Genomic DNA, 25,988 nt, shown 5'->3' on the forward strand with positions numbered 1-25,988 from the left:
TAGTATTGTATCTATGGCGTGTTTAAGTTAGCAGTTTAAGCCGCCTCAGTCTGACTAATAATACGAGCAATCAAAGCATTATCTTTACCATGCATCTGTGGAATCTGTACTTCTATCCCGTTACCGGCAGCCACTTCCACCGGATAGCCCTTACGTGTCATTGCTTCAAGCTGAATAATCTGATTACCGCTGGGGTGAATAATTTCCAGCTGGTCACCAACACTGAATTTATTTTTTACCTCAATCGTTGCCCAGCCATCAGCATTTATAGCGGTAACCTTGCCAACATACTGGCTTTGTTTCGATAAAGAATGGCCAGACAGGTAATTCTGGTATTCCTGAGTCTGATGGCGTTCCAGAAAACCAGTGGTGTAACCACGATTGGCCAAACCTTCAAGTTCAGCCAGCAGCGCATAATCAAAAGGTTTACCTGCAACCGCATCATCAATAGCACGCCGGTATACTTGTGCTGCACGGGCAACGTAGTATACCGACTTGGTGCGACCTTCCACTTTCAGTGAATCCACACCGATTTCCGCCAGTTTCGCTACCTGTTCTACCGCACGTAAATCTTTGGAATTCATGATATAGGTCCCATGCTCATCTTCCATAATGGGCATCATGTCACCCGGGCGGTTTGCTTCCTCAATTAAATACACTTTATTTGCCAGCGGATGCCGTTGCTGCTCATTCAGGCCGAGCAAGGTATCCTCAGCCAGACTTTGCGCCTGTTTAAAATCGAAATCGCGCAATAATTGTGCATCACCACTGTCACTATCCATCGTATTATGTACCTTATAATCCCAGCGACAGGCATTGGTACACGTACCCTGATTAGGGTCGCGGTGGTTAAAATAACCGGAAAGCAGGCAGCGGCCAGAATAGGCGATGCATAAAGCACCGTGAACAAATACTTCCAGCTCAATATCCGGGCATTGCTGACGAATTTCAGCAATTTCATTGATACTCAGTTCACGTGACAGAATAATCCGCTCAATACCAATACTTTGCCAGAATTGTACTCCCCATGCGTTGGTGGTATTGGCCTGAACAGACAAATGTATTGGTACTTCCGGCCATTTTTCGCGCACTTTCATAATCAGCCCGGGATCGGCCATAATCAGGGCATCTGGCTGCATGGCAATAATTGGTTCCATATCGGCCAGATAAGTTTTCAGCTTTGCATTATGTGGCAGAATATTACTGGCCAGAAAGAATTTTTTGCCACGCGCATGTGCTTCAGTAATTCCCTGTTCCAGTATTGGCAGATGTGCAAATTCATTATTGCGTGCCCGCAGTGAATAACGCGGCGTACCTGCATAAACAGCATCTGCGCCGTAGTCAAATGCGGCACGCATCCGCTCCAGTCCGCCAGCGGGCAATAATAATTCCGGTGCTTTCATGAGTGTGCAAACTTTCCTGATGGTTTTGAATACTTTTAGGCAGCCGGCTTTATTAAAGCCGGCTGCCTAAAAGTAAAGTATCTGTTATTAACAGAATTATCCGCTTTTTCCCAAACAGGGTCAATTGTTATGCCGTATCAGGCTATAATTGACAGTACGTATAGTCGATGTGAAAACTGGTCATGTCCAATAACCGCATTAATCATCAACCCTCTTTTTTGCTCGCCTCACGCCCGTGGAGTGAAAGCAGCCTGCAAATAGAAATATTTTCCCGGGATTATGGCAGGGTGGTGATGCTGGCACGCAGTGCCCGGCGCAGACAAAGTGAATTACGTGGTGTGCTTGTTCCGTTTATGCCCCTGCAGCTATCTTGGTATGGTAATAATGAACTAAAAACCTTACACCGTGCCGAATGGGTAGGAGGATGGCCGCAGCCGCAGAATCAGTCCCTATTCAGCGCTTTGTATGTGAATGAGCTGGTGCTGAAACTTACAGCCCGCGAAGACCCTTTACCTCAGATTCATGCAGCAATGCATACCGTATTGCAAAGTATCGCCAGCGGTGAACATTTATCAGCGCTGCGGTATTTTGAATGGTCATTACTGCGCACTTTAGGCGTAGCACCCGATATCAGTCAGGATAATCAGGGACAGGCAATTATTGATTATGAGCGCTATTGGTTACGAGCCGAACATACACCAGTGTTATTAATGCAGGCACAGTTATCTGCACAAGAAAACGGGATTGTTGTCCATGGCCACACACTTAACGCCTTAACCTCCCAGACTCTGGCTGCCCAGCCTCAATGGCACTCAGAAGCGATTCGTCTTACTCGCATGCTTCTCGATTTTCGCCTGCCTGAAGGCATAACCAGTCGACGGGTACTGAAACAGTTGCAGCAATATACTGATTAATATATAAGTATAGGTTGATTATTGACCAGTCTGAAAATAATGGAATTGCTCAATTATAGATGTTTACTGTACAAATCTGATAAAAAATGTGCTGTAAATCAACTCTGAATATTTGCATAACTTACAGGCAAAAAAATACAGCCATAAACGGCTGTATTTTTATTTTGGTCGGAGTGAAAGGATTCGAACCTTCGACCCCTTGCACCCCATGCAAGTGCGCTACCAGACTGCGCCACACTCCGACTTCGTAAGGAAAGCGATTATAAGTGTAATCGTTTTACTTAGCAAGTACGCTATTCAGATTATCTATTACTTTTTCGATTTGCTGACGGGTTTCGATGGCATCTATGGCCGGATTACCATCAGCATCCACCTGATTACGTGTAAATGGGTCGATATATGGTGTAAAGCTATCGCGCAATTGTCGAATTTTAATTACATCAGCACGGGTATAATGCTGGCCGCCATAGCCAACGACAACACCGTGTATCTGCTGCCAGACAGAAAACTGTTCAGCACTGATGTCAGCAAGACGGCATAGTTCATCAAGGGTGAAATACCGTTGTGCTGGAATAGGTAACAGTTGCTTAGGCTTGTTTTCCATTATAGTGATCAACCATGCCTTTCAATTTTTGTGATGCGTGGAATGTGACAACGCGTCTGGCTGAAATTGGTACTTCTTCGCCGGTTTTAGGGTTGCGTCCCGGGCGTTGTGGTTTGTCGCGCAACTGGAAGTTACCAAAACCGGAGATTTTGATTTGTTCTCCTTGTTCCAGAGTGCTGCGAATTTCTTCAAAAAACAGTTCTACAATTTCTTTGGCATCATGTTTGCTCATGCCAGCAACTTTGTCTACGAGAATATCTGCAAGTTCAGCTTTTGTCAGCGTCATATCAAAATTTCTTTCATTAAAGAGGGCGTTATTATCCCCAAATTAGTGTGTGTTTTCAAGTGTGTAAATTTTTGACCAAGTAGCTTGTGTAGCTATGATTTTAGGTGCGTAATTGTGCACCAATTGTACTCGCTATATCAATGAATTTTGTCATTATTTCTTCAACTTCTTCATCTGTTAGTGTTTGCTCAGCACTTTGCAGGATAACTTTTATAGCTATACTCTTGGTATTTTCAGCCATACCTTTACCGCGATAAACGTCGAATATTGATATTTCTTGGATTGCTGGATGATTTACTGTGGCTAGAGTGCTAATTAATTGGTCGGCAGTAGTTTGCTCCGATACGATAAATGCCAGATCACGCCGTACTGGCTGAAACTTGGATACGGGCTGATAAGTAATTCTGGCTTGGGTTAAAACGGCACTTAAATCCAGTTCGAATAAAATGGGTGACTGGGGTAAATCATATTTTTGTGTCCAGCGTGGGTGTAGCTCACCGATAATACCAACTACTTCGTTATTAATTATGATTTCAGCAGTTCTGCCCGGATGCAGAGCCGGGTGTTGTGCGGCACGATAATCCACTGTATGTGCGCTTAATAAGCCAGCAACATCGTTTTTGACATCATAGAAATCAACATTTCGTGTTGTTACTGCCCACTGTTCAGGTAGAACTGAACCATAGGCCAGACCGGCAATTTTTTTTGTCTGAATGTATTTTTCGTCATGTTTGTGAAATACTCGTGCCACTTCGAACAATCTTACTCGGTTTTGTTTACGGTTAAGATTGTTGTGCAGTATTTCAATCAGTCCACCAAACAGGGTGGAACGCATGACGCTAAGCTGGCTAGCTATTGGATTTTGCAAGCGAATTGGGTTGGTATTGCCGGCCAGATCATGTTCCCATGCTTCTTCTACAAATGCATAGCTGACTACTTCCTGATAACCGCTGTTTGCCAGTTGATGGTAAATGCTGAACAGGGGTTTTTGTGTTTCTGGTAAGGCCACCATGTTTAATTTACCATTGGTATGGTCGTCTGGAATATTTTCATAACCATAAACGCGGCCAATTTCTTCAATCAGGTCGGCTTCGATTTCAATATCAAAACGGAAGCTGGGTGAAGTAACCATAAAACCATCATCACAGGATTGCGGGTTAAGCCCTAAATGTTGCAGGATAACGCCAATATCTGTGGCCGCAATGGTTACGCCCAATACTTTTGCTACTCTTGCTGTGCGCACTTTGACCTGTTTAGAGGCAGGTAAGATACCTGTTGCTTCGGTGATTACACCAATATCGCCGCCGCAGATTTCTTTTATCAGAGTGGTTGCGCGTTCGATAGCCTGTTGCTGTAAATTGAAATCTACGCCCCGTTCAAAGCGAAATGATGAATCGGAACCAAATCCGTATTGACGGGCTTTGCCGGCAATAATGTCTGGTGTAAACCAGGCACTTTCAATAACGACATTCTGAGTATCATCTGTAACTGAGCTGGTGGCACCACCCATTAATCCGGCGATGCTCAATACCTGCTCTTCATCGGCAACCACCAGTGTATTATTGCTTAGGGTAACTGTTTTGTCATTCAGGCAGGCCAGCGTTTCGCCTTCATGGGCACGGCGAACAATTAGTTTACCGGTGATTTTGTCTGCATCAAACATATGCATTGGCTGTCCCAGCTCAAGCATAACGTAGTTACCGATATCAACCAGTGCGTTGATACTGCGCAGGCCACTGCGTTCCAGCCGCTGTTTTAACCATGCTGGTGTAGTGGCTTGTGCATTGACTCCGCGGACTACACGGCTGAGAAAACGGCCGCAGTCTTCCGGAGCATCGATGCTAACAGGCTGGCTGGCATCTGTTGTTGGCTGGTTAGGGATGATTTCTATCGGGCTTAGTGCTGTCTGGGTTAGGGCGCCAACCTCGCGCGCTATGCCTTTTATGCTCAGACAATCTGCCCGGTTGGGAGTAATTTTCAGGGTAAGCAGATTATCATCTAAATCCAGATAATCGCGAATGTTATTACCAATGGGTGCATTGGCAGGCAAAATCAGTAGGCCGTTTACTTCATCTTGCAAACCCAATTCTTTGGCAGAACAAAGCATGCCGTTGGACACCTGGCCGCGCATTTTGGTGGGTTTGATTTTGAAATTACCCGGCAGGATGGCGCCAGGCAAGGCGCAGGGTATTTTGATACCAGGCTGTACATTGGGTGCGCCGCAAACGATTTGTATCAATTCGCCCGTACCTGCATCAACCTGAGTAATGTTGAGCCGGTCTGCATCAGGATGTTTGATTACAGATTTAACTTCAGCAATGACTACGCCGCTAAAGGCAGGTGCTGCCAAAGTGGTTTCTTCTACTTCCAGTCCGGCCATAGTCAGTAAATGTGCCAGTTGTTCGGCTGACAATTCAGGATTAACCCATGAATATAACCAATTTTGAGAAAATTGCATGATGCTTCCAGTATGTATTCTGTTGCGGTTTAATCCAAAAGTGTGGTGATTAGCCAGTAATGACGATTTGCACGATTATTAAATCAGTATGGATGCTGCATCTTCACTTTTGGGATTAATGTTATTTGCTGATGAATCTGTGTCGGTTGTTATTCAGCCGTAGGCACTATTCAATCTGAAAAATTCATCAGTAGTAGGTATCAGGTTATTTATGGCTTCGATATTAAAACTAAAATCAGAAACAAAATATAATGGACTTGATGCCATGGTTTTGTTCCCGCCCTTTAATTGTCTATTGGTTAGGTGACAATTAGTTTTAATCCTGAAACTGTTTCAGGAAGTTTAGGTCGTTATCGAAAAACAGGCGTAAATCGTTGATACCGTAGCGGAGCATGGCAAAACGATCCAGACCGATACCAAAAGCAAAACCTGTGTATTTTTCAGCATCTATGTTGACATTTTTCAGTACGTTTGGATGTACCATGCCGCAGCCACCCACTTCGAGCCAGCCACGTTCACCCATTATGTCGATTTCTGCCGAAGGTTCGGTAAAAGGGAAGAACGAGGGACGGAAGCGTACCTGTAAGTCATCGCGCTCAAAGAAGCGGCGGATAAAGTCGGTAAATACGGCTTTCAGATCAGCCATGGTAACGCCTTCTTCAATCCACAGGCCTTCTGCCTGATGAAACATGGGAGAGTGCGTTGCATCTGAATCTACCCGGTATACACGTCCCGGCGCAATAATGCGGATTGGCGGTTCTTTTTTATCCAGCATGTAACGAATCTGGATAGGTGAAGTATGGGTACGCAATACGTTACCATTTTCTACATAGAAGGTATCCTGCATGGCGCGAGCCGGATGATTGGGCGGGATGTTTAAAGCCTGAAAGTTGTGAAAATCGTCTTCGATTTCCGGCCCGTCTGCTACGGTAAAACCCATGCTGTGAAACAGTTCTACAATGCGTTGCAAGGTTAGTGTAACTGGGTGCAATCCACCCAGATTCTGTCCGCGTCCGGGCAGGGTAACATCCAGTGCTTCAGCGGCAAGCTGTTGTTGAAGTTTTGCTTCATTCAGGGCATCGCGTTGCTGGTTATATGCAGCCTGAAACTGGTTTTTGCACTCATTAATGTGCGCACCTGTAGTTTTGCGTTCTTCTGGTGTCATTTTTCCCAGAGTTTTTAATAAGGCATTGAGTTCACCAGTTTTACCCAGATAGCGAGCTTTTACTAATTCTAATGCAGGTAAATCAATGGCTGAGTTAACGGCAGCGATGCCTTCGGCAACGATGCGGTTGGCGTTTTCCATAACGAGATTCTTTACTTAAAAATAAAACGAAGGAGTGTTTTTATGCTCTTTGTCTTGCTGTTGAATACGCTGGAATTTGTATCAATACCGAGCCTGCAATGGGCAAAACGGGCAATATAACACGCTATAATAAAATATGTGCTAAAAGGTTATTTTAACGCGAAATTCGTGTGACCAACAGTGCTAAACGATGGTTTTGACAATGATTGGGCTTATTTGACAAGGCAGGAATACAAAAAAAGGAAACCGAAGTTTCCTTTTTTACAAAAAACTGACTATCAGGCCAGTGCAGCTTTTGCCTGTGCTGCCAGTTGCGCAAATGCAGCCTGATCAAAAACAGCCAGATCAGCCAATACTTTGCGGTCGATAACGATGGCAGCTTTTTTCAAGCCGTTCATGAATTTGCTATAAGACAAGCCATTCTGGCGTGCTGCTGCATTAATACGCACAATCCACAATTGACGGAATTGACGTTTGCGCTGACGACGGTCACGGTAAGCATACTGACCGGCTTTCATTACTGCCTGTTTGGCAATACGATAGACGTTTTTACGACGGCCGCGATAGCCTTTGGCTAACGCTAAAACTTTTTTGTGACGGGCACGAGCGGTAACACCACGTTTTACGCGAGGCATAGTTCAAACTCCTTAAGCGTAGGGTAACATTTTATGAATAGAAGCCATATCGCGGTCATTCACCAGAGAGGTGCCACGCAATTGACGTTTATTTTTGGTGGTTTTTTTCGTCAGAATGTGACGTTTGAACGCATGAGCGCGTTTTACACCACCGTTACCCAATACTTTGAAGCGTTTTTTCGCGCTTGATTTGGTTTTCATTTTCGGCATGGGAAAACTCCATTGTTGTTGGATCAGGCGAGGGGTGGCTGTAAACAGCACTTTAACCCGCACACCACGGTTTTTGCCGCCTAAATATTGATTTGCGCACAGCGGCGATGCACAAAAAAGCGAATTATAATATACCTGTGTTGGTAAGGCAATATGGCAGTCATTATCGACTGTTAAGGTCTTATGAGCTGGTTAAGATTATAGGCCGATATATGAAAAGCCTCATTTTATATAGATAAAATGAGGCTTTTATGAGACAGGCTGAAATTCAGTTAATGATTATTTCTTTTTTGGTGCAATAATCATTACCATTTGGCGACCTTCCATTTTAGGAAACTGCTCAACGGTGCCAATTTCTATTAAATCAGCTTGAATACGCTTGAGTAGTTCTGCGCCCAGATGCTGGTGTGCCATTTCGCGTCCGCGGAACCGTAAGGTGACTTTTACTTTATCACCGTCAGTCAGAAAGCGGCTGATGTTACGCATTTTGATCTGGTAATCACCTTCATCAGTACCAGGGCGGAATTTGATTTCCTTAACTTGCACCTGTTTCTGTTTTTTGCGCTGCTCATCGCGTTTTTTGGATTGCTCGTATTTAAATTTACCGAAATCCATTAATTTGCAGACGGGCGGCTTGGCGGTAGGGGCGATTTCCACCAGATCCACATCATGCTCTTCAGCCAGTTTCATGGCTTGCTGAGTAGATACTACACCCAACTGTTCACCAGTTGGACCAATCAAACGCACTTCTTTAATGGTGATTTCACCGTTGATGCGTGCTTCGCGTTCTTGAGCGATGGTCGTACTCCTTATTCACGTTTAATGAAGAGACAAGGTTTCCTGTTTCAGCTGGGTAATGAATGTCTCAATATCCATCTGACCCAAGTCTTCGCCGCCGCGTTTGCGTACGGCAACCTTGTTGTCCTGTTTTTCTTTCTCGCCTATAACCAGTTGGTAAGGTAGGCGTTGCGTACTGTTATCTCGAATTTTGTATCCAATTTTCTCATTACGCAAGTCTAAATGCACACGAAAGCCTTCTGCGCTTAAACGAGTGGCAAGTTGCCGACAGTATTCGGCTTGTGCTTCGGTAATATTCATGATTACCATTTGTACCGGTGCCAGCCATAATGGGAATGCGCCGGCATGATGTTCAATCAGGATACCGATAAAGCGTTCAAGTGAACCCAGAATGGCACGGTGAAGCATTACCGGGCGGGCGCGGCCATTTTCTTCGGTTACATATTCGGCGCCCAGACGTTCTGGCAGCACGAAATCCAGCTGGATGGTGCCGCATTGCCAAGAGCGGCCTAATGCATCTTTAATGTGGTATTCCACTTTGGGGCCATAGAAAGCACCTTCACCGGGCAATTCTTCCCAGGTAACACCACAGGCATTCAGGGCATCACGCAATCCCTGCTCGGCTTTGTCCCAGATTGCATCAGAGCCAGCACGTTTTTCCGGGCGCAGGGATAATTTGACGGCTACGTCGTTAAATTCAAACTGACGATAAATACGCATTACCAGTTCGTTGAATGCTTTGGCTTCGCTGACAATCTGGTCTTCTGTACAGAAAATGTGTGCATCATCCTGTGTAAAGCCACGTACACGCATCAGGCCATGCAGGGCACCGGAAGGTTCGTTGCGGTGGCAGGAACCAAATTCGGCCAGGCGCAATGGTAAATCGCGATATGAACGCAGACCCTGATTAAAAATCTGGATATGGCCGGGGCAGTTCATAGGTTTAACGGCATAAACACGTTTTTCCGATTCGGTAATAAACATGTTTTCCTTGTAGTTATCCCAGTGACCGGATTTTTCCCATAGGCTGCGATCCATAATCATGGGTGTTTTGATTTCCTGATAGCCGGCGGCAGAAAGTTCGCGACGCAGATGCTGCTCAATAATCTGCCATAGTGACCAGCCTTTTGGATGCCAGAATACCATGCCCGGCGCTTCGTCCTGCAAGTGGAATAAATCCATTTGTTTGGCCAGTTTGCGGTGATCGCGTTTTTCTGCTTCTTCTATGCGCTGAATATAAGCGTTCAGGTCTTCCTTACTTGCCCATGCTGTTCCATAGATGCGTTGCAGCTGTTCGTTTTTGGCATCTCCGCGCCAGTAGGCGCCGGAAAGTTTGGTTAGTTTGAAATTTTTCAGGAAGCGGGTGTTAGGAACATGTGGACCCCGACACATGTCTACGTATTCCTGATGATAATAAAGACCCATTGCTTTTTCATCTGGCATGTCTTCAATCAGGCGCAGTTTGTAGTCTTCATGGCGCTGTTTGAATACGCTGATGACTTCGTCACGCGGAGTAACTTTTTTGATTACATCATAATTTTGTGCAATCAGTTCTTTCATGCGTGCTTCGATAGCTGCGATGTCTTCGGGGGTAAAGGGGCGCTCGTACCAGATATCGTAATAAAAGCCATCCTCAATTACCGGCCCGATAACCATTTTGGCTTCAGGATATAGCTGCTTAACGGCATGACCGACCAAATGGGCGCAGGAGTGGCGAATGATTTCGACACCTTCTTTATCTTTTGCGGTAATGATGCTGACCTGTGCATCTTCTGTTACCTGATCACATGTATCTACCAGCTTGCCATTAATTTTCCCGGCAATGGCGGCTTTGGCCAAGCCTGCACCTATGGAAGCGGCAATGTCGGCTATGCTTAAAGGCGCTTCAAACTGACGGACAGAACCGTCTGGCAGGGTAATGTTTAACATGCATACTCCACAAACAACAGACCAGGCTCGCTTGTTACAAGTGAGAAAATAAGATGGCTGCTTTTGATTATATTTATAAATTAAAGGGATAGATATAAAGCGATAGTTACTGGTGAACTTTCGCTTCGGGTAAGGAATTTATTTTAACGATTTGGATTTTGCTTGGCAATGCTTGTCCGGCGAAATGTGGTGGTTTCGGCTATAATCGGGTATTCTGTCATAATTATTGTCATTAAATTAGTTATATGCTGAAATTTACTTTACAGCGCACAGATGGTTTTGCGCGTCGTGGTACTCTGGAATTGAATCATGGCACGGTGGAAACACCAGTATTTATGCCGGTTGGGACATATGGTTCAGTTAAGGCCATGTCGCCACGTAATCTGGAGGAAATCAAGGCACAGATTATTCTGGGTAATACTTTCCATTTGTGGTTACGGCCGGGTCTGGATGTTATTCGTGATTTTGGCGGGTTGCACGATTTTATTGGCTGGAACCGGCCGATGCTGACTGATTCTGGCGGTTTTCAGGTGTTTTCTCTGGCGCAGATGCGTAAGTTAACGGAAGAGGGCTGTACTTTCCGCAGCCCGATTAATGGAGACAAGCTGTTTTTGTCGCCTGAAATTTCCATGCAGATTCAAACGGTATTGAATTCTGATATTGTGATGCAGCTGGATGAGTGTCCAGACGGTAATGTAGACGCAAAAGAAGCTGAGAAATCTTTGCAAATGAGTCTGCGCTGGGCAGAGCGCAGTAAAAATGAATTCGAGCGCTTGAATAATCCGAATGCTTTATTTGGTATTGTTCAAGGTGGTATGTATGAGGATTTGCGCGAGCAGTCGCTGGCAGGACTAGAGGAAATCGGCTTTCCGGGCTTGTCTGTAGGTGGTTTGTCTGTTGGTGAACCGAAGCCGGAAATGTACCGTATTTTACGGGCTATTGGTCCTAAGCTTCCTGCACATAAACCACATTACCTGATGGGTGTCGGCACACCAGAAGATTTGGTGTATGGTGTGGCCTATGGCATTGATATGTTTGATTGTGTGATGCCAACCCGCAATGCGCGTAATGGCTGGCTATTTACCCGTTTTGGTGATGTGAAAATCCGTAATGCGATTTATCGCCACGACCAGCGCCCATTGGATGAAAGTTGTGACTGCTATACCTGCCGTAATTTCAGCCGTGCTTATCTGCATCATTTGCAGCGTGTAGGCGAGATTCTGGGTGCTCAGTTAAATACCATTCATAATTTGCGCTATTATCAGATACTGACGGCAGAAATGCGGCTGGCCATTGAGGCGGGTAAATTCAGTGAGTTTCAAACGCGCTTTCATACTGATCGCGCCCGCGGCGTACTGTAATCAAATTTTTTGGTATTGGTGCTGCTTTTGTATTACCGATGAAGATGATGGGGTGCTGATGGGAGGTAATGTGCTGTCAGCAATTTCTTTGGATATTGTTGAGTATAGTGGAGAAATAGTATGGGAGAGAAAGTTTGGTCAGGCCGTTTTCATGAACCGGTAAGTGAGCTGGTGAAGCAATATACGGCATCAATAACATTTGACCAGCGTTTGGCTCAATGTGATATTCAGGGCTCGCTGGCACATGCGCAGATGCTGCAACAGGCTGGTGTGTTGAGTGCGGAGGATTTGTCTGCAATTAAAGCTGGTATGCAGGAAATTTTGCAGGAAATAGCTGCCGGAAAAGTTGAATGGTCGGTTGATCTGGAAGATGTTCATATGAACGTGGAACATCTGCTGACCCAGAAGGTAGGCGATGCTGGTAAGCGGTTGCACACGGGGCGTAGCCGTAATGATCAAGTGGCTACCGATATTCGGCTGTGGCTGCGTGAAGAAATTGATCACATTGTGGCACTAATCAAGGATTTGCAGTCTGCGCTGGTTGATTTGGCTGATAAAAATGCAGAAGTGGTGATGCCAGGTTTTACGCATATGCAGGTAGCACAGCCTGTTAGTTTTGGCCACCATATGCTGGCTTATGTTGAGATGCTGGGTCGTGACAGTGAACGGATGCTTGATTGTCGCCATCGGGTTAACCGGATGCCATTAGGAGCTGCTGCACTTGCCGGCACTACGTTTCCGATAAAGCGTGAAGTCACTGCGCAATTGCTCGGTTTTGAAGCAGTTTGCCAGAACTCTCTGGATGCGGTATCTGACCGTGATTTTGCTATTGAATTTACTGCTGCTGCGTCGATTCTGATGATGCATCTGTCACGCCTGAGTGAAGAGTTGATTTACTGGATGAGTCCGCGCTTTGGTTTTATTGATATTGCAGACCGTTTCTGTACTGGTTCCAGCATTATGCCGCAGAAGAAAAACCCGGATGTGCCGGAACTGGTACGTGGTAAAAGTGCCCGTGTAGTAGGCCATCTGATGGGATTGATTACTTTGATGAAATCACAGCCGCTGGCTTATAACAAAGATAATCAGGAAGACAAGGAGCCGCTTTTTGATACGGTAGATACTCTGGTAGATACTTTGCGTATTTATGCGGATATGATGCGTGGTGTTAGTGTGAAGCCTGAGAATATGCGTGCTGCTGTGTTACAGGGTTTTGCGACAGCAACTGATTTGGCTGATTATCTGGTTAAAAAAGGTTTACCGTTTCGCGATAGTCATGAGGTAGTTGCACGTGCGGTGCGACTGGCGGAAGAGCAGCAGCAGGAATTAAGTGAGTTACCATTGAATGTGCTGCAATCATTTTCCAGCCTGATAGATGAGGATGTTTATCAGGTGCTTTCTCCTGAAGGCAGTCTTAATGCGCGTAATCATGTTGGTGGTACAGCGCCAGCGCAGGTACGTGTGCAGGTGGCACGCTGGCGTGAGTATTTACAAACTGTTTAAATTTTATTAGCTAATTTATAAATCAGGCAGATAAATTTCTGCCTGATTTTTTATTTTCTTTGAAGCTCTTTGACAAAGTTTGCTTTAGCCAAGTATTTATCTTTAAAGAATATTATAAAATATTTGTTTTATTATCAGCACAATTTCTATTCGATTAATTTTATCATTAAGGTAAGAAGAAGTCGCATCCTGAGGGGTAGTGTCAGAATATTTTTAGATGGTTATCCTGCCTGTGCGCAGGTAATGCTTCAGGATTGTATGATTAAGCTAAAGATTATTGTTTTTTGAAAATAGTTTGCGTTTACTGATTTATTTGGAAAATATAAGCACTTTATAACAGACTAGAAAACTATTTCCGACATGTTGTTAATTAATGTTATTAATTTTTTATAATATTTCATCAATACTAAATGCTGTTTTAGTATTTTTACAACAAATGCAATTTATGTAAAGCAAAATGATGCAGAATATCTGGTTATTTGTGCTTGATTCATTTACAATTATTAACTTAATTTTATTTTTGTCTTTATTTTTAAAAGGGCTGTTATGAGATTGCAGATTACAAAAATGATTTTGGCACTGGCTGTTGCCGGGCTGGTGTCAGCATGTGGAAACAAGATAGAGGAATCACCTGACAAGATGGTACGTTCTGGTATGCAGCGCATGATGAAAGAAGATAATCAGTTTAATTTCAGTGGTAGTTATAGACTGGAAATGGGTAATCGGGCAGGCGCAAGCACTGCGGATAAAAATTCAGAAGCAATTACAGTACAGTCAAGTGATTCTTCCGAAGAGTTTTTAGAAGCTGAACCAGATTATTATAAACAGCAAATGGAATCAGTTAACAGGATGATGGGGCTGATTAGCAAATCATTCTCAATACCATTTACTGGTGCAGTGGATATGCGAAAAGGGCGTATGGAAGTGATTCCAGAGTTCCGCTATGAAGGAAAAAATGCATTGATTTCTTATAAATTTCCTGTTTATGTGGACTTCAATAATTTGTCTGTATACATGGATGCTTCTGCTATCACTAATGTATCAGATGTTATGAATGAACAATCCAATCCTCAATTGGTAATCGGTGACAGATACGTGCAACTGGCTGTGCCGCAAGACAGAGTACAGCATTTGCCTATTGCTGATTTGTTGAAAAGTATACCTAAATCTGTAGATGATGGTTATGCTGTAATTAAATCTAGTGAATTTAGTAAAGTAAGTGTAGACGAATTCGGAAAAGAGCTGGAGGCTAAACATCAGGTTAAACTGAATTCGTCTTATGCTGAAAGCCTAAAATATAATGCTGCCATGCTGCAAAGTCTTTCTCAAGCTTTGAAACAGGCTGCTTCCAAAGCTGGTTCGGATAGTAAATATCAGCCTCAGGACTATGCAGTATTACAAAAAATCATTGATGCATTGGCGTCAATCTATTCAGATGATAATGATGGTGCATTGGCAGGTACACCAATTGGTAGTTATATGGCGCAATTTAAGAATAAATCTATTCCAATTGTAAGCAATTTCTATTTTGACGCTAAAGGTCGAATTATAGGAGTACGCTATCAATGTGAGGTGCCGCTGGATGATATTAAAGAGCTTAAAGGTCCGATGAAAATAGATTATAAATTCCAACTGGAATATACTGGAAACCCGAAATTTACCATGCAGCCTACGCCGCAGAATTCGGTTAATATTGGATCTCGACTGCGTTTATATTAACAATTAAATAATCTGAATTATTTGATTTAATTAATTTTCAGGCCAGTATGCTTTGCATGCTGGCTTTTTCATATTGTGAAATCATTTATTTTTATGTGCAGTTTGAGTATTGAGATTGGGATGGCTACATAAGATAGCTGAATATATGGCTGCTATTGTTCTTGTGTTATTAAATTGTTCAATACTAATATATAAATTAATATCGATAAGCTGATAATTGGCCAGATAAAGTACGGTATGGCACAAGCAAACTTTGTATCGCAGAATGGTGGCTTACTGCTATGTGATTGTTAATGCTGGTGTATTGTAACTATAGGCGTCAATTGCCTATGTATTTTGTTTCAGTAGGACAATTTAAACTATTATTCTGATAAGTTTGCTTATTTTATATTGTGTTTTGATTTGTATTTTATCCGCGCGGATGATGCTGTTGTACTAGTTGTTTCAGACGTTCATTGGCTACATGGGTATAGATTTGGGTGGTACCTATATCGGCATGCCCCAGTAATAGCTGAACTACGCGCAGATCAGCACCATGGTTAACCAGATGAGTGGCAAATGCATGGCGCAGGCCGTGGGGGCTAAGGTGATGAATACCTGCCGAACTGGCATATTTAGTGACAATCATCCATGCCAATTGGCGACTAATGGCGGTTTTTTTCTGGCTGACAAATACAGCATCACATGCTCTTCCTTTGAGTAAAGCAGGGCGAGCATGAGTAAAGTAATTTTGTAGCCAGTCTGTGGCTTCTTCACCTAGTGGTACCATACGCTGCTTGTTTCCTTTACCGATGGTACTAAGCAAACCACTCTGTAAATCAATTTCGTTAATGTGCAAATTAACAGCTTCGCTGACGCGTAAGCCGGTAGCGTACATTAGTTCCAGTAAGGCCTTATCGCGCAGACCATGTGGTGTTTCGGTATCTGGAGCAGCTAGAAGAGCATCTATTTGGCTTTCGGAAATGATATCAGGCAGATGCTGGCCTTTTTTGGGCATTTGTAGCTGCTCGGTAGGTAAATCCTGACGCCGGTTGTATTCCTGCATCCAGCTAAACAGACGTTTACATGCTGACAGTGCTCGTGCCTGTGATGATGGTTTTTCACTATCGATAAATATTGCATCAGCCAGTGACAAAGCATCTACGTTGAACCAGTTCAGATGCAGAGGCTGTAAGCGGCGTGCAATTTTGCTCAGGTCGCGCCGGTAGCTTTCTAGTGTGTTAAATGCCAGTTGTTCGCTTAGCCATAAGTGCTCAAGCAGTGATTCAATTGGTTCGAGCAGCTCTGGTGGTAAGGGTTCGTTTACCATGTTGCTCCCTCATGGGCGAGTAACCAGCGTTTAATATTGAGTTCGAAAGGATTATTACTCAGGCTAAACCCGCCCAGACCATTGGCGGATACAACCCGATGGCAGGGGATAATAATTGGCAGGGGATTTTTGCCACAGGCCTGTCCAACTGCTCTGGCTGCGCTGCCCAGTATACGGGCAATATCGCCGTAGGTGGCTACCTGCCCATAGGGAATACTGGCAATTGCCTGCCATACTCGCTGCTGAAATACAGTGCCAGCAGATGAGGGAGGATAGTTAAATGTTTGCAGTTTGCCAGAGAAATAGGCATCAAGCTGTTGAGCCCAGTATCCTGTCAGCCCAGGCAGGGTTGCTGACATGGCTGTTTGCCAGTGGATTGCCTGTAGTTGCTGCTGCTGATTAAAATCCAGTATTAATGAGCAGCAGGGCGCGCGATAGGAATAGCTAGGCATGTTGTTGTAGGGTATCTAAAACGGTTTGGGCGTGGCCGGCGGCTTTAACTTTGCGCCATTCATGAACAATATTGCCATCCTGATTCAGGATAAATGTGCTTCTTTCAATACCAAATACTTTTTTGCCATACATGTTTTTTTCTTTGAGTACGTCAAACTGGCGGCATACTGCTTTTTCACAATCTGACAACAGGGTGATGTTGAGTCCGTATTTGCAGATGAAATTGTGATGGCTTTTTTCTGTATCGCGGGAAATGCCGATAACGTTATAACCTAGCTGCTTGAATTGTGGTAGGAGTGTACTGAATTCCTGTGCCTCGGTGGTGCAACCGGGGGTATTGTCTTTCGGATAAAAATAAACCACGGCTGGCAGGTGTTCGATAATGTTGAAGTTGTTGCCTTCTGCATTGGGCAAGCTAAACAGCATGGGTTTTGACATTGTATATTTTCCTTTGTAAATATTTTGTTACTGAAGTTAGTTGCGGATAAAGGCAGTAATCAGGGGATCGTTGCCAATCAGGCGACTACAGTGTCCATGAATGTGTGGATTAAAGGTGGCACCTGCGGGCAGGGTATCGGCAGAATAAAAATGTTCACCGGGGCCAAAACGACGGGTGGTGCCATCACGCAGGCCGATTTCCATGATTCCCTGTAACACAAACAGCCATTGCGGCTTGCCGGTACAGTGAAAATCACTTTCAAAACCAACCGGGCTGTGACGTAATTGTAAACCTTCTGCATTTAACCACGGTGATAATTGGCTTTTTTCATTGCCTTCGGTTAATTCGATTTTTTCTTCTTTGAAGCGGGCATAGCCATCGCTATCGGTATATAAAATAACTTTAGTAAATGTTGTCATGGTTTTATCTGATGTGTTGATGGTAAAAATCAGTGCAGGGTATGGTAACTCTGCACTGATGAGTCAATTAATCAGCCGATAACGCCAAGGTTGTCATCTTTGGATGGGGTTGCGTTATGCCGGGGTAGTAGCCATAAGGTTGCAATGATGTCTAAGAGGTAGATAGACGCCAGCAGACACAAGGCTGCATAGAATGACCATTCTTTAACGAGAAAACCGATAACCAGTGGCCCGAAACCACCTACACCTCGGCCAAGATTGAATAGTACATTCTGGGCAGTGGCCCGGACATGTGGTGGAAAATTATCAGAAATCAGTGCACCATAGCCGCCAATCATGCCGTTTACAAATAGCCCCATAATGGCACCGCAGATCAGTAATGCGGTTGGATCCTGTAACTGGGCATATTGTGCCACCATGATGAAGGAACCAATCTGGTAAATCAGGAAGATTTTCCAGCGGGCAAAGTGATCGGCCAGGAAACCAAACAGCCAGATACCGATAATCATGCCGATTACGGTGACCGCTGTCCAGTTACCGGAAGCGGTAAGGCTAAAACCCAGTTTATTAGCCAGATAACTGGGCATCCAGATCATTAATCCGTAGTAACCAAAGTTTTGTACCGCACACAGGATAAAAATACCCAGACTGATTTTGGCTGTCTGCCGATCTTTAACCAGTAAGCTCAGGCGTGCTGAAAATGACAGCTCGCCTTGGGCTTTGTGTTCGCGGGTAAACTGTTCTGGTTCGCTGGTATCATGACGAATAAAGTAAGACGCCACAGCTGGGAATAATCCCACGAGAAACATGCCGCGCCAGCCGATAATATTGAGCAGGAATGGGGTGATAAAAGCCGCTGCCAGTACACCCAACTGCCAGCCAATGCCGACAAAAGCTGAGGCACGGTTGCGTTTTGCAGCAGGCCATACTTCAGCAATCATGGCCATGCCGATACCAAACTCACCACCTAAACCCATGCCAGCCAATGCACGGTAAATCAGCAGGTCGTAATAACCCTGCGCAATGGCACACAGGCCGGTAAATACGGCAAACATAAGAATGGTGAGCGATAACATACGTACCCGGCCAAAACGGTCGCTCAGATGGCCAAACACGATACCACCGATAACGGAGCCGATTAGGGTCCATGTTACCAGTGAACCAGCCTGTGAGGTGTTCAGTCCGAGGTCGTTACTGATAGCACTGAGCATAAAGCCGAGTATCAGTAAGTCAAAACCATCCATAGCGTAGCCGCTGATTGCGGCTACCATGGCTTTTGCGGGAGTTAATTTTTTTCTTGGTTGATTCATAGTGGGCTTATTGTCGGGAATCTAAAATGTTAATAATGGGTTTGCCTGTTTGTACAGATTGAGTAATTTCACCAGTCTGTACTAACGTTGTCGTGGAAGAAAAATTTTCGCGGTCAAAAGCAATATCGCCACCATGTGGCAGTTTCTGCCCCTGTTGCAGGCCGGTGAAGTTGAATAATCTATAGTCTGCCAAATGTGAAGGTACTACATTTTGCAGGGCTGAAAACATGGATTCAATGCGACCAGGAAACTGCTTATCCCATTGTTGCAGCATGTCTTTAATTACCTGTCGTTGCAAATTGGGCTGCGAACCACACAGGTTGCATGGAATAATTGGAAATTCCTGCATTTGTGCATAGCGAATCAGGTCTTTTTCCTTAACGTAGGCTAATGGTCTGATAATGATGTGTTCACCATTGTCAGATAACAGTTTTGGCGGCATGGCTTTGAGTTTGCCACCGTAGAACATATTCAGAAACAGGGTTTCCAGAATATCATCGCGATGATGACCCAAAGCTATTTTGGTGCAGCCATTTTCTTTGGCCACGCGATACAGAATGCCACGGCGCAAGCGACTGCACAGGCCACAGGTGGTTTTACCTTCATCTATAACCCGTTTGACTACGCTATAGGTATCTTCTTCGATGATTTGAAAAGGTACGCCCAGACTACGCAGATAGTCGGGTAAGATATGAGCCGGAAAGCCGGGTTGTTTCTGATCAAGATTAACGGCCAGAATTTCAAATTGTACTGGAGCGGATTTCTGTAGTCTGAGCAGAATGTCCAGTAATGCATAGCTATCTTTGCCGCCAGAGAGGCAAACCATGATTTTGTCGCCCTCTGCAATCATCTGGAAGTCATTAATGGCAGCACCAACCTGATGACGGAGTCGTTTGACTAGCTTGTTGTTTTCGTATTCACGTTTGGGTGTATGAGACATGGATGCAGCACTAATTTAAGCAAATAGCTGCCATTGTACAATAATTAAAGGTCGGCTGACGTAGCTCAGCCGACCTGTGTTAGATTTTACAAGCGTTAAAAGGGGATTTTAGCCTCTTTTTTCCGGTTCTTTATCCAACTGAAATACTTGATGGAGCACCCGAGTAGCTAGTTCCAGATATTTTTCATCAATTAACACGGAAACTTTTATTTCAGAAGTCGAAATCATTTGAATATTGATATTTTCTTTAGCTAGTGTACGGAACATGGTAGAAGCGATGCCAACATGTGAGCGCATACCCATGCCGACTATGGATACTTTACATACGGTATCATCGCCACAAACTTCACGTGCGCCGATTTTTTTCTGTACTTCATGCAGAATATCCAGTGTATTCTGATAATCACTACGTGGTACGGTAAAAGAAAAATCTGTGGTACCGGCAGAACCGAAATTCTGAATTATCATGTCTACTTCAATATTGGCATCAGCCACAGCGCCGAGTATCAGGGAAGCCATTCCCGGCGTATCTGGTACACCACGCACATTAATTCGTGCCTGATTTTTATCAAAAGCAATACCGGATACTGCCGCATGTTCCATCATATTTTGATCCTCTTCAAACGTAATTAATGTGCCTTTGCCATTGTTTTCAAGACTGCTTAACACGCGCAGCCGCACTTTGTATTTACCGGCAAATTCTACCGAACGGATTTGTAATACTTTACTGCCCAGGCTGGCCAGTTCCAGCATTTCTTCGAATGAGATGGTACTGAGGCGCCGTGCTTCAGGTACAACGCGCGGGTCGGTAGTATAAACGCCATCTACATCGGTATAAATCTGGCACTCGTCGGCTTTTAGTGCCGCAGCCAGGGCAACTGCTGAAGTATCTGAACCACCACGGCCAAGTGTAGTAATATCATTATTGGCATTAATACCCTGAAAACCGGCAATGATGACCACCTTGCCAGCATTCAGGTCGGTGCGGATACGTATATCATCTATTTCATCAATCCGCGCTTTGGTGTGGGCGCAATCGGTTTTAACTGCTACCTGCCAGCCGGTATAACTTTTGGCATCTACGCCAATGCTGTGCAGTGCCATGGCCAGCAGGCCGATTGTAACCTGTTCGCCGGTTGATAACACAACATCCATTTCACGTGGATTGGGTTTTTCCTGAATTTCATGTGCCAGTGCGACCAGACGGTTGGTTTCACCGCTCATGGCGGATACAACCACGACAACATCATCACCATTGGCTCTGGCCTGTGCTACACGACGCGCTACATTTTTTATACGCTCTACAGTTCCTACTGAGGTACCGCCGTATTTTTGTACGATTAACGCCATAACACTGCTTGCTTTCTGAGTTGTTTTAATGTCAAAAAAGGAGAGACTGTGTTAACACTGCCTGCTTGATTTTCCTTTAGGGCGTTCTTTTTAGCATTTTTATCATGTAAAAACAAGCCGCTGAATCAGTATTTTGTCAGATTCAAGCGGCCTGTTTTAAATAATTTTTAAATTCAGAAAATAGGTAATTGTATTTGTATGAATTAATTGGCAGCCAGTGCTTGTTGCTGGGCGGCAAGAATTTGCTCAATTCCTTTTTGTGCCAGACTGATTAAATCATTTAATTGCTGAATACTGAATGTAGCACCTTCGGCAGTGCCCTGAATTTCAACCAGTTGCTGTGAAGCAGTCATGACTACATTGATATCGGCATCACAGGCCGAATCTTCGGGATAGTCCAGATCGAGTAGTAGTTTGCCATTAAGGGTGCCAACTGAAATAGCGGCTACGGCTTCACGAATCGGGTTTTCACTGATTACGTCACGGGCAAGCAGTTTGTTAACAGCCAGCGACAGGGCAACAAAGGCACCGCTGATGCTGGCCGTACGTGTACCACCATCAGCCTGAATGACATCACAATCAATCAGTATCTGGCGACTGCCCAGTTTTTCCATATCCACAACTGCGCGTAATGAGCGGCCAATCAGACGCTGAATTTCCTGAGTACGGCCAGACTGTTTTCCTGCTGCGGCTTCGCGGCGCATACGTCCGTTAGCTGAAGCTGGCAGCATTCCATATTCTGCTGTCACCCAGCCGTGTCCCTGATTTTTGAGAAAAGCAGGAACATTTTCGTCAATGGTGGCAGTGCAGATTACTTTAGTATTGCCGCAACTAATCAATACGGAGCCATCTGCATGTGCTAGAAAGTGAGGAATAATACTAAGCTTCCGTGGTTCGTTATCAGCACGCTCAGTGCGATTGGGTATAGAGGTATTTTTCATTATGGCCGCTTTGATTGAGTGATTGTTAAAGAATTATATAGTCAGTGTGCTGCTATTGATACTAATTAAGCCTTTTGTAGATGAAAGGGTTTTCGTTATACTTGATTTAATTGCCAGTTTAGATATAACCAGGCAGGAAAAAACGGTTTAAGGAAAATATTATGTTATACAGTATGACTGGCTATGCAAATGCTTCAGGACAGTTTGGGAATCGTCAAATCAGTATTGAGCTTAGGGCAGTTAATCATCGCTATTTGGATGTACAGTTTAAAGTTGCAGAAGAATTACGCCGGTTTGAGGGGCAGATGCGCGAATTAATTAACGCGCAGGTAGCAAGGGGTAAACTGGAGTGTCGCGTACAGATTAAGCAGCTCCCCAGCCAAAATACTGAGGATTTACCCATTGATCACAAGCTGGTAGAGCAACTGGCAGCATTTAATCATCAGATACGCCGTCAGTATAAAGATTTAGGTAAATTGACGGTTGCAGATATTCTGCATTTTCCCGGGGTAATTGTTGCGACAACGGAAGACGAAGACGTGCTGCTCAATGGGCTGCTGACGCTACTAAAGCAGGTATTAACCGAATTTAAGACAGCACGGGCGCGGGAGGGGGAAAAACTCCAGCAGCACCTGCTGAGCCGGCTCAATGATATGAGTGATATTGTGGCTGCGATGCAGCAGCTGTTTCCGCAGTTATTGCAGAACCATATGAATAAGGCTGAAACCCGCTTGCGGGAAGCAGTGGCACAGGTAGATGCAGAGCGACTGAAACAGGAATTTGTTCTGTTTATGCAAAAGGCGGATGTTGACGAGGAGCTGAATCGTTTAAATACCCATATTACTGAAGCACGGCGTCTTATAGAGGAACATCGTGGCAGTGTGGGCAAGCGTTTGGATTTTCTGATGCAGGAACTAAACCGCGAGGCCAATACTCTCGGTAGCAAGGCCATAGCAATTGAATGTACTCAGGCTTCAGTGGGTCTTAAAGTGCTGATTGAGCAGATGCGCGAACAAGTACAGAATATTGAATAAACACTAGTTGTTATTATAGTGATTAACACCAGAATTACCTGTATGAGCTAACCGGCAATTCTGGTTTTTTGTTGGTTGCATCACTATATGAAAACAGATTATTAAAAAGGCAGATTAATCATGCGTTTGGCTGCTTCGATACATTCTTCAACACTGGATACCAGTGCAATCCGCACATAGCCGGCGCCGGCATTGCCGTATGGGGTATTGCGGGCAAGATACCGTCCCGGTAGCACACGAATAGCGGCTTTTTGCCATAATTTTTTGGTAAAGGCCAAATCATCACCATCGGGTACGGATAGCCACAGATAGAATGATGCATCGGGTTTCTGTATGGCAAATTTGCGCTGTAATATTGGAATAACTTTCTCGAATTTTTCCCGATACAGATTGCGGTTGGCAATAACATGTTCTTCATCGTTCCAGGCGGCAATGCTGGCATGCTGAACGGGCACACTCATGGCGCTGCCATGATAGGTACGATAAAGCAGGAAATTGGCCAGAAGTTTACTGTCACCAGCTACAAAGCCGGAGCGTAAGCCAGGTGCATTGGAGCGTTTGGATAAACTGGTAAACATAATAAGGCGGTCAAATGTTCTCCCCAGCTGTGTGGCTGCCTGTAATACGCCTAAAGGTTTGTTGTCATCATCAAAGTAAATTTCCGAATAGCACTCATCCGAAGCAATCACAAACCCGTATTCATCCTGCAAGGCAAATAATTTCTGCCATTCTTCCAGATTCATTACAGCACCACTTGGATTACCCGGAGAGCATACAAATACCAGCTGTACTTTAGACCATGTATTGTTATCAATTTCTTGCCACTGCGGCATAAAATGTGGTGCCCGGCAATTAACATATTCTACGCGTGCGCCTGCCAGCAGTGCTGCGCCTTCATAAATCTGATAAAACGGATTTGGGCTGATAACCACTGGCTGAAATTTACTATTGCTATCAATAATGGTTTGGGTAAATGCAAACAAGGCTTCGCGACTACCTAAAACGGGCAGCACTTCTGTATCTGGATTAACATTCAATCCTGCATAACGGCGTGTCAACCATTGGGCACAGGCCTGACGCAGTTCTGTGATACCAGCTGTAACCGGATAAATAGCAAGTCCGTCCAGATGTTGAATCAGAGCATTGGTGAGTACAGGTGGTGTGGGGTGTTTTGGCTCACCGATATGTAATGATATTGGTTGTAGATTGGCTGGCGGTTCGAGGCCGTCCATTAATTTACGCAAGCGGGCAAAGGGGTAGGGCTGCAATAATTCCAATTTGGGGTTCATGGTGGTAAACATAAATAATTGTAAATGCTCTGATACTACCATCAATCAAATGGCCACGGCAGTGAGTAGTGGTTATTTGTCGGGCAAATATAGTATTTGTTGACTAATTGAGTGATACAAAGCAGTGTTATAAATATAAAGCCACATTAATGTGGCTTTAACATGGTTGGTAAAATATCAGGCAGATTTTTGTACTGTTTGCATATTACCAGTCAGCAAGTAGTCAATGGTTTCTTTCACACTGCGTATGGTATTCCCGAATGGCAGAGGATCTTTACCACGAAAGAATAAACCTTTATCAGTTTCGCCACGCCAGGCAGCGGCAATCTTCAGGTCAATACAGAACTGGCCGACTTTTTCCAGTCCGTCGCGCAGACCGCATACCGACAAACAGTTAATACCCTGAGTGCAGCGTCGCGGGTCAGCCTTGGCATTGGCCTGTAAAATACTTTCGCGTTTCAGATAGCTATTAAGAAACTTGGTTTTAATACCACGTGCCGGTAAACCGGCTACAGACATAAATTCTACTATTTGTTCACCCTCTGCACCGGCTAAAATTTTCTTGAAATTAATATGTGCATCACCTTCCTGAGTAACAGCAAATGCAGTCCCTATCTGTACGGCAGCAGCACCCCATTCTTTCAGGGCAGTGGTGATTTTCTGGAAGTTGGCCATACCGCCAGCCACTATTAATGGAATTTTTTCCCGTTCCAGATCAAGTTTTTTGAACAACTCGAAAGTTTCTGCGAGTACGCGTTTGAATTCAAAACGCTCATCATTCACGCCGGCAACAGTGGCCGCTCCCAAATGACCGGCTGCATGAGCTGGGTGTTCAATTACGATTGCATCGGGCAGGCGGTTTTTTTTCATCCAGCGCTTGAGTACTATGGCTATCCCTCGGGATTCAGACAGGATTGGCATTAAGGCAACATCAGGAAAATTTTCTGTCATGTCGGGTAGATCCAAAGGCAGACCTGCCCCCATTACAATTGCATGTGCTCCTGATTCACAAGCTTGCCGTACCATGGCCGGATGGTCTTTAACTGCTTTCATCACATTGACTGCAATCATGCCACGTCCTTGCGACTGGGCTAATGCAGACTTAATTTCACGATCCAGAGCAATCCGGTTTAAAGTGTCGTATTTCTCCTGTGTTGGATTTTGCTGAGATTGCTCCAGCAAATCGGGATGCAAATGACGTAAGTCTACACTGGCAATCGTACCTACGCCATTTTCACGTGCTACTGCACTGGCCAGACTGGATGCAGATACGCCTATGCCCATGCCGCCTTGTACAATTGGTATCAGGTGATGATTGCGAATAATCAGTGGTGCAAATTTCTGCATATTGCTTCCTGCCTCTTGATGTAAATTAGTA

The 25,988-nt window shown here is 44.5% G+C and carries 24 protein-coding genes and 1 tRNA gene; 5 read left to right on the forward strand and 20 right to left on the reverse strand.

Annotated elements, in window-relative coordinates; translation table 11 throughout:
* Positions 1-35 precede the first annotated feature (35 nt).
* The gene (gene trhP / locus BGI33_RS07635) at positions 36-1,403 is read right to left on the reverse strand and encodes a prephenate-dependent tRNA uridine(34) hydroxylase TrhP (RefSeq protein WP_100090630.1); all 1,368 of its coding nucleotides are present in this window, start codon (positions 1,401-1,403) and stop codon (positions 36-38) included.
* 182 nt (positions 1,404-1,585) lie between these two features.
* Here trhP and recO point away from each other — a divergent pair, with 182 nt between their 5' ends.
* On the forward strand, positions 1,586-2,317 hold the full coding sequence (recO, locus tag BGI33_RS07640; protein WP_100090631.1) for a DNA repair protein RecO: 732 nt from the start codon (positions 1,586-1,588) through the stop codon (positions 2,315-2,317).
* Positions 2,318-2,482: 165 nt separating this feature from the next.
* On the opposite strand, the gene BGI33_RS07645 is transcribed toward recO, so the two are convergent.
* The 9 genes from BGI33_RS07645 to thrS all read right to left on the reverse strand — a co-directional run bounded on the left by BGI33_RS07645 (position 2,483) and on the right by thrS (position 10,543).
* A tRNA-Pro gene (locus BGI33_RS07645) sits at positions 2,483-2,559 on the reverse strand.
* 35 nt (positions 2,560-2,594) lie between these two features.
* Entirely contained in the window at positions 2,595-2,921 is a 327-nt protein-coding gene (locus BGI33_RS07650; RefSeq protein ID WP_100090632.1) for a hypothetical protein, read from the reverse strand.
* On the reverse strand, positions 2,905-3,207 hold the full coding sequence (locus BGI33_RS07655) for an integration host factor subunit alpha (protein ID WP_100090633.1): 303 nt from the start codon (positions 3,205-3,207) through the stop codon (positions 2,905-2,907). The genes BGI33_RS07650 and BGI33_RS07655 overlap by 17 nt, the downstream gene beginning before the upstream one ends.
* A gap of 100 nt (positions 3,208-3,307) precedes the next feature.
* Positions 3,308-5,665 (reverse strand): phenylalanine--tRNA ligase subunit beta, encoded by a 2,358-nt coding sequence (gene pheT / locus BGI33_RS07660; RefSeq protein WP_100090634.1) that lies wholly within the window; start codon positions 5,663-5,665, stop codon positions 3,308-3,310.
* A 316-nt stretch (positions 5,666-5,981) separates the two neighbouring features.
* Positions 5,982-6,971, reverse strand: a complete 990-nt coding sequence (gene pheS, locus BGI33_RS07665; protein WP_100090635.1) for a phenylalanine--tRNA ligase subunit alpha — start codon at positions 6,969-6,971, stop codon at positions 5,982-5,984.
* A 278-nt stretch (positions 6,972-7,249) separates the two neighbouring features.
* Positions 7,250-7,606 carry a 50S ribosomal protein L20 gene (gene rplT, locus BGI33_RS07670; protein ID WP_025330521.1) on the reverse strand — a complete coding sequence of 119 codons (357 nt, stop codon included), beginning with the start codon at positions 7,604-7,606 and terminating at the stop codon, positions 7,250-7,252.
* A 12-nt stretch (positions 7,607-7,618) separates the two neighbouring features.
* Complete coding sequence (gene rpmI, locus BGI33_RS07675) at positions 7,619-7,816, reverse strand: 50S ribosomal protein L35 (protein WP_100090636.1); 198 nt, start codon at positions 7,814-7,816, stop codon at positions 7,619-7,621.
* Between the two features lie 279 nt (positions 7,817-8,095).
* On the reverse strand, positions 8,096-8,629 hold the full coding sequence (infC, locus tag BGI33_RS07680) for a translation initiation factor IF-3 (RefSeq protein ID WP_174828828.1): 534 nt from the start codon (positions 8,627-8,629) through the stop codon (positions 8,096-8,098).
* Between the two features lie 6 nt (positions 8,630-8,635).
* Positions 8,636-10,543, reverse strand: a complete 1,908-nt coding sequence (gene thrS / locus BGI33_RS07685; protein WP_100090638.1) for a threonine--tRNA ligase — start codon at positions 10,541-10,543, stop codon at positions 8,636-8,638.
* Positions 10,544-10,788: 245 nt separating this feature from the next.
* Between thrS and tgt the strand changes: the two genes are divergently transcribed.
* The 3 genes from tgt (at position 10,789) to BGI33_RS07700 (ending at position 15,126) form a co-directional block, all read left to right on the forward strand.
* Positions 10,789-11,904, forward strand: coding sequence for a tRNA guanosine(34) transglycosylase Tgt (tgt, locus tag BGI33_RS07690; protein ID WP_100090639.1), 1,116 nt, complete (start codon positions 10,789-10,791; stop codon positions 11,902-11,904).
* Positions 11,905-12,024: 120 nt separating this feature from the next.
* Complete coding sequence (argH, locus tag BGI33_RS07695; RefSeq protein WP_100090640.1) at positions 12,025-13,407, forward strand: argininosuccinate lyase; 1,383 nt, start codon at positions 12,025-12,027, stop codon at positions 13,405-13,407.
* A 546-nt stretch (positions 13,408-13,953) separates the two neighbouring features.
* Positions 13,954-15,126 carry a hypothetical protein gene (locus BGI33_RS07700; RefSeq protein ID WP_100090641.1) on the forward strand — a complete coding sequence of 391 codons (1,173 nt, stop codon included), beginning with the start codon at positions 13,954-13,956 and terminating at the stop codon, positions 15,124-15,126.
* A 409-nt stretch (positions 15,127-15,535) separates the two neighbouring features.
* Here BGI33_RS07700 and xerD read toward each other — a convergent pair whose 3' ends face one another.
* The 8 genes from xerD to rph all read right to left on the reverse strand — a co-directional run bounded on the left by xerD (position 15,536) and on the right by rph (position 22,287).
* Positions 15,536-16,435 carry a site-specific tyrosine recombinase XerD gene (gene xerD, locus BGI33_RS07705; protein WP_100090642.1) on the reverse strand — a complete coding sequence of 300 codons (900 nt, stop codon included), beginning with the start codon at positions 16,433-16,435 and terminating at the stop codon, positions 15,536-15,538.
* Positions 16,429-16,887, reverse strand: a complete 459-nt coding sequence (locus tag BGI33_RS07710) for a methylated-DNA--[protein]-cysteine S-methyltransferase (protein ID WP_100090643.1) — start codon at positions 16,885-16,887, stop codon at positions 16,429-16,431. Before BGI33_RS07710 ends, xerD begins: the two co-directional genes overlap by 7 nt.
* Positions 16,880-17,326, reverse strand: coding sequence for a peroxiredoxin (locus BGI33_RS07715; protein ID WP_100090644.1), 447 nt, complete (start codon positions 17,324-17,326; stop codon positions 16,880-16,882). Before BGI33_RS07715 ends, BGI33_RS07710 begins: the two co-directional genes overlap by 8 nt.
* Before the next feature lie 36 nt (positions 17,327-17,362).
* Positions 17,363-17,746, reverse strand: coding sequence for a hypothetical protein (locus tag BGI33_RS07720; RefSeq protein ID WP_100090645.1), 384 nt, complete (start codon positions 17,744-17,746; stop codon positions 17,363-17,365).
* Between the two features lie 71 nt (positions 17,747-17,817).
* Positions 17,818-19,056, reverse strand: a complete 1,239-nt coding sequence (locus BGI33_RS07725; RefSeq protein ID WP_100090646.1) for an MFS transporter — start codon at positions 19,054-19,056, stop codon at positions 17,818-17,820.
* A 7-nt stretch (positions 19,057-19,063) separates the two neighbouring features.
* Positions 19,064-19,996: a tRNA 2-thiocytidine(32) synthetase TtcA gene (gene ttcA / locus BGI33_RS07730; protein WP_100090647.1), complete on the reverse strand. Its 933-nt coding sequence runs from the start codon at positions 19,994-19,996 to the stop codon at positions 19,064-19,066.
* A gap of 108 nt (positions 19,997-20,104) precedes the next feature.
* On the reverse strand, positions 20,105-21,346 hold the full coding sequence (locus BGI33_RS07735; protein ID WP_100090648.1) for an aspartate kinase: 1,242 nt from the start codon (positions 21,344-21,346) through the stop codon (positions 20,105-20,107).
* A gap of 203 nt (positions 21,347-21,549) precedes the next feature.
* On the reverse strand, positions 21,550-22,287 hold the full coding sequence (gene rph / locus BGI33_RS07740) for a ribonuclease PH (RefSeq protein ID WP_100090649.1): 738 nt from the start codon (positions 22,285-22,287) through the stop codon (positions 21,550-21,552).
* Positions 22,288-22,448: 161 nt separating this feature from the next.
* Between rph and BGI33_RS07745 the strand changes: the two genes are divergently transcribed.
* Positions 22,449-23,321 carry a YicC/YloC family endoribonuclease gene (locus BGI33_RS07745; RefSeq protein WP_257379101.1) on the forward strand — a complete coding sequence of 291 codons (873 nt, stop codon included), beginning with the start codon at positions 22,449-22,451 and terminating at the stop codon, positions 23,319-23,321.
* Positions 23,322-23,422: 101 nt separating this feature from the next.
* Here BGI33_RS07745 and dapC read toward each other — a convergent pair whose 3' ends face one another.
* Positions 23,423-24,610: a succinyldiaminopimelate transaminase gene (dapC, locus tag BGI33_RS07750; RefSeq protein ID WP_100090654.1), complete on the reverse strand. Its 1,188-nt coding sequence runs from the start codon at positions 24,608-24,610 to the stop codon at positions 23,423-23,425.
* A gap of 177 nt (positions 24,611-24,787) precedes the next feature.
* Complete coding sequence (locus BGI33_RS07755) at positions 24,788-25,957, reverse strand: NAD(P)H-dependent flavin oxidoreductase (RefSeq protein WP_100090650.1); 1,170 nt, start codon at positions 25,955-25,957, stop codon at positions 24,788-24,790.
* Positions 25,958-25,988 lie beyond the last annotated feature (31 nt).

This window comes from Snodgrassella alvi (assembly GCF_002777425.1).
GTDB lineage: Bacteria > Pseudomonadota > Gammaproteobacteria > Burkholderiales > Neisseriaceae > Snodgrassella > Snodgrassella alvi_B.